The sequence below is a fragment of the Streptococcus mitis genome (genome assembly GCF_001579035.1).
GTDB classification, from domain to species: Bacteria; Bacillota; Bacilli; order Lactobacillales; family Streptococcaceae; genus Streptococcus; species Streptococcus mitis_J.
Genome location: NZ_KQ970288.1, coordinates 187047 through 191364, shown reverse-complemented (window position 1 = coordinate 191364; position 4318 = coordinate 187047). Strand labels below are relative to the sequence as shown.

The 4318-nt window shown below is 39.0% G+C and carries 2 protein-coding genes and 2 pseudogenes; all 4 read left to right on the top strand.

Features of this window, described 5'->3' with window-relative positions; translation table 11 throughout:
- Positions 1-1302, top strand: a 1302-nt coding sequence (gene asp2 / locus SMIDD26_RS07115; RefSeq protein WP_246746972.1) for an accessory Sec system protein Asp2, incomplete at its 5' end; no start/stop codon positions are given.
- Complete coding sequence (gene asp3, locus SMIDD26_RS07110; RefSeq protein ID WP_061439668.1) at positions 1293-1733, top strand: accessory Sec system protein Asp3; 441 nt, start codon at positions 1293-1295, stop codon at positions 1731-1733. The genes asp2 and asp3, both read left to right, overlap by 10 nt.
- Positions 1726-4098, top strand: a pseudogene (secA2, locus tag SMIDD26_RS07105) (accessory Sec system translocase SecA2). Before asp3 ends, secA2 begins: the two are co-directional and overlap by 8 nt.
- Before the next feature lie 11 nt (positions 4099-4109).
- Positions 4110-4318 (top strand): annotated as a pseudogene (locus SMIDD26_RS07100) (accessory Sec system glycosyltransferase GtfA); the annotation flags it as partial.

Genomic DNA, 4318 nt, shown 5'->3' with positions numbered 1-4318 from the left:
CAAGATTTTCAAACGACAGATTCAGCCATTCTTGATTTGTTAAAACAGAGATGTGCCCTAGCTATAGATTTCTCAAATCCTCAGCAATTATTGAAGGACTTGTCAACCTCTCTATTTGGAGGAGGATATGGGGATAAATTAAGCCCCTTTACTATCAAGATTCATCCAAGTTCCTCCATCCAAGTTTCTTATCAGGGATTTGAATATGTGACTTTAGAAGGAAATTTTGGAGATGAGTTCCAACAGGTGGCTTACTGGTCTTATAATTTTTTAGTTGAAAAAAATGGACCTATAGAATTATGGTTGGAGTACGAAAAAAGTGAGAATGTAGATTTTCGATTTAGGATTCAGAAAATAGTTCGTGGTTCTATTTCAGACATGACTGAAGATTTGATTTATACAGAGAAAGACATAGAAAAGGCTATTGTCATAGAGCAAGACTATGACGCCTATTTATCTGTTTCTGTTGAAGCTAGAGGGAATGGGAGATTACAATTAGGGAGTCTTCATCAGCGCTGGAGTCGGAAACAGTTTGGAAAGTTTTTCTTGGGAGGGAATATCTTACACGATAGTAAGCGTGAAGAAATTAACTATTTCTTCCATCCAGGTGATTTTAAACCACCTTTAGCTGTCTATTTTGCGGGATATCGTACAGCGGAGGGGTTTGAAGGATACTATATGATGAAAAATCTAGGTTGTCCTTTTCTTTTGTTTTCTGATCCTCGTATAAATGGGGGAGCATTTTATCTTGGTAGTGAGGAGTTAGAGAGTAAGATTAAAGCTACTATTCAATATTATTTGGATTATCTAGGTCTAACCTCTAAGGATTTAATCTTGTCAGGGCTTTCCATGGGGACTTTTCCAGCCCTATATTATGGAGCAAGTTTCGAACCGCAAGCAATCCTTGTCGGTAAACCTCTTGCCAATATTGGAACTATAGCTAATCGTGGTCGACTAGCAGCTCCAGGGGTTTTTAACACTGCCTATGACATACTGAGACATCAAGCTGGAGGGATTAGCCCCCAGCATATGTTGGAATTAGATCAACGTTTTTGGAAAATCTTTAAACAAGCTGATTTCTCCAAGACGACTTTTGGTTTATCCTATATGAAGGATGAGGATATGGATCCTCAAGCATATGAACAATTAGTGACTTATTTATGTAATACAGGTGCGAAGATTTTGTCTAAAGGAACTGCTGGACGACATAATGATGATACGGCCACAAATGTGGCCTGGGTCTTACATTTTTATCGCATGGTTCTACAGGCTGATTTTGGGAGAGGTGAGCTATGCTTATAAAGCAAAGAGAAAATATCGCTTGGGGAGAGGTTAATGGAAGTTTTATGTATGGAACTAGAGTGCAGTATCACTCAGATTGGCATATTCGTTTCTACAATCCTTTAATGACATCTGGGGAAGTGATTAAAAGTTGGACCTCAAGTGTAAATTATCAAGCAGCTCGTACGCAGCCTAGTCTCCCCTTGTTAAAAAGAAATCACGATTATCGATTAACTATCGATATGGACTGCCAACCTGAGAAGGGAGTTTATACTAAGGTCACGTTTTTTGATCGGTATAATGAGATTTTAGAAGAGAAGGTAGAAAAAGTGAAAATATTTGACTTTACTTATCCTGATAATGCTTATACGTATCAAGTCTCTCTTCTAAGTGCTGGATTTGAATCGCTAGATTTCTATTCTTTTTCTATTAAGGAGCTGAATCGTGTTTAAAGATTTTTATCAAGATTTTCAACTTAGAAAAGTTAAAAGGATTTTAAAAAAAATTAATGCTCTTAAAGAAAAGATGGAGTCTCTCTCAGACCAAGAACTAGCTGCAAAAACGGTGGAGTTTCGCCAACGTCTTGCTAAAGGAGAGACGGTAGATAATCTTCTAGTGGAAGCTTTTGCTGTTGTTCGTGAAGCGGATAGACGTGTATTGGGAATGTTTCCTTATGATGTCCAGGTCATGGGTGGAATCGTTATTCATCAGGGAAATGTCGCTGAGATGAATACTGGTGAGGGAAAAACCTTGACAGCCACTATGCCTGTTTATCTCAATGCCCTGACAGGAAAAGGAACTATGCTGATCACTACCAATGACTATCTAGCTAAACGTGATGCCGAAGAGATGGGACAAGTTTATCGTTTTCTAGGACTGACTATTGGAGTTCCTTTTCCAGATGATGCTCAAAAGGAATTGACTCCAAAAGAGAAGAAAAGAATTTATGCGTCCGATATCATTTATACAACTAATAGTAATTTAGGTTTTGATTATTTACATGATAATCTGTCTTCAAATGAGGAAGGGAAATTTTTACGTCCTTTTGATTATGTCATTATTGACGAGATTGACGATATCCTATTGGACAGCGCTCAGACACCTCTTATCATTGCTGGTTCTCCTCGTGTTCAATCTAATCACTACGGTATTATTGATACTCTTGTAACGACTTTAGTAGAAGGGGAGGACTATATATTTAAGGAGGAGAAGGATGAAATCTGGCTCACTACCAAGGGGGCAAAGGCTGCTGAAAGTTTTTTAGGGATAGATCATTTTTATAAGGAAGAACATGCGGTTTTTGCTCGTCATTTAGTCTATGCAATAAGGGCTCATAAGCTTTATACAAGAGATAAGGACTATATCGTTCGAGGGGATGAAATGGTACTGGTTGATAAGGGGACAGGACGTCTTATGGAAATGACCAAACTGCAAGGGGGACTTCATCAGGCGATTGAGGCGAAGGAACATGTCAAATTATCTCCAGAAACGAGAGCCATGGCTTCTATCACTTATCAAAGTCTATTTAAGATGTTTAATAAGGTATCCGGAATGACGGGTACAGGTAAAGTTGCAGAGAAAGAACTTCTTGAAACTTACAATATGTCGGTAGTGTGCATTCCAACAAATCGTCCTAAAAAACGAATTGATTATCCCGATAATCTCTATGTGACCTTGCCTGAAAAAGTGTATGCTTCTTTGGAATATATCAAAAAATACCATGCTAAGGGGAATCCTTTGCTCGTTTTTGTAGGCTCAGTGGAGATGTCCCAGCTTTATTCATCTCTCTTGCTTCGTGAAGGGATTGCGCACAATGTCTTAAATGCAAATAATGCTGCGCGTGAAGCCCAGATCATCTCCGAGTCAGGTCAGATGGGAGCTGTGACAGTGGCCACATCTATGGCAGGACGGGGTACAGATATCAAACTTGGTAAGGGAGTTGCAGAGCTTGGTGGCTTGATTGTCATTGGAACAGAGCGGATGGAAAGCCAACGGATTGACCTACAAATTCGTGGACGTTCTGGTCGTCAGGGAGATCCTGGTATGAGTAAATTTTTGTATCCTTAGAGGACGATGTTATCAAAAAATTTGGCCCATCTTGGGTTCATAAAAAGTATAAAGATTATCAAGTTCAAGATATGACTCAACCAGAAGTATTGAAAGGTCGTAAATACCGAAGGCTAGTCGAAAAGGCTCAGCATGCTAGTGATAGTGCTGGACGTTCGGCACGTCGTCAGACACTAGAATATGCTGAAAGTATGAATATTCAACGGGATATGATTTACAAGGAGCGTAATCGACTAATAGATGGTTCCCGTGACTTAGAGGATGTTGTTGAGGAAATCATTGCTAGCTACATAGATCAAGTGACCTCTTCAAATTATGAAAGTCGAGAGTTGCTCTTTCACTTTATTGTGACCAATATTAGTTTTCACATTAAAGAGATTCCGGATCATATAGATGTGACTGACAAGACTGCAGTTCGTAGCTTTATGAAGCAGGTGATTGATAGAGAGCTTTCTGAAAAGAAAGAATTGCTTGACCAGCATGGCTTGTATGAACAGTTTTTTACGACTTTCTATGCTCAAGGCTATTGATGACAACTGGGTGGAGCAGGTGGATTATCTTCAGCAATTAGCTATGGCTATTGGTGGTCAGCCTGTGGCTCAGAAAAACCCGATTGTAGAATATTATCAAGAAGCTTATGCAGGCTTTGAAGCTATGAAAGAGCAAATTCGTGCTGATATGGTACGAAATCTCCTGATGGGGCTGGTTGAGGTCACTCCAAAAGGTGAAATCGTGACTCATTTTCCATAAGAGGAGAAAATATGACAATTTACAATATAAATTTAGGAATTGGCTGGGCTAGTAGTGGTGTTGAATATGCCCAAGCCTATCGTGCTGGTATTTTTAGGAATTTAAATCTGCCCTCTAAGTTTATCTTTACAGATATGATTTTAGCCGATAATATTCAGCACTTAACAGCCAATATTGGTTTTGATGACGAGCAAGTTATCTGGCTTTATAATCATTTTAC

Coding starts and splice junctions, on each gene's coding strand:
- asp3 (WP_061439668.1), top strand. CDS start 1,293: ATGCTTATAAAGCAAAGAGAAAATATCGCTTGGGGAGAGGTTAATGGA.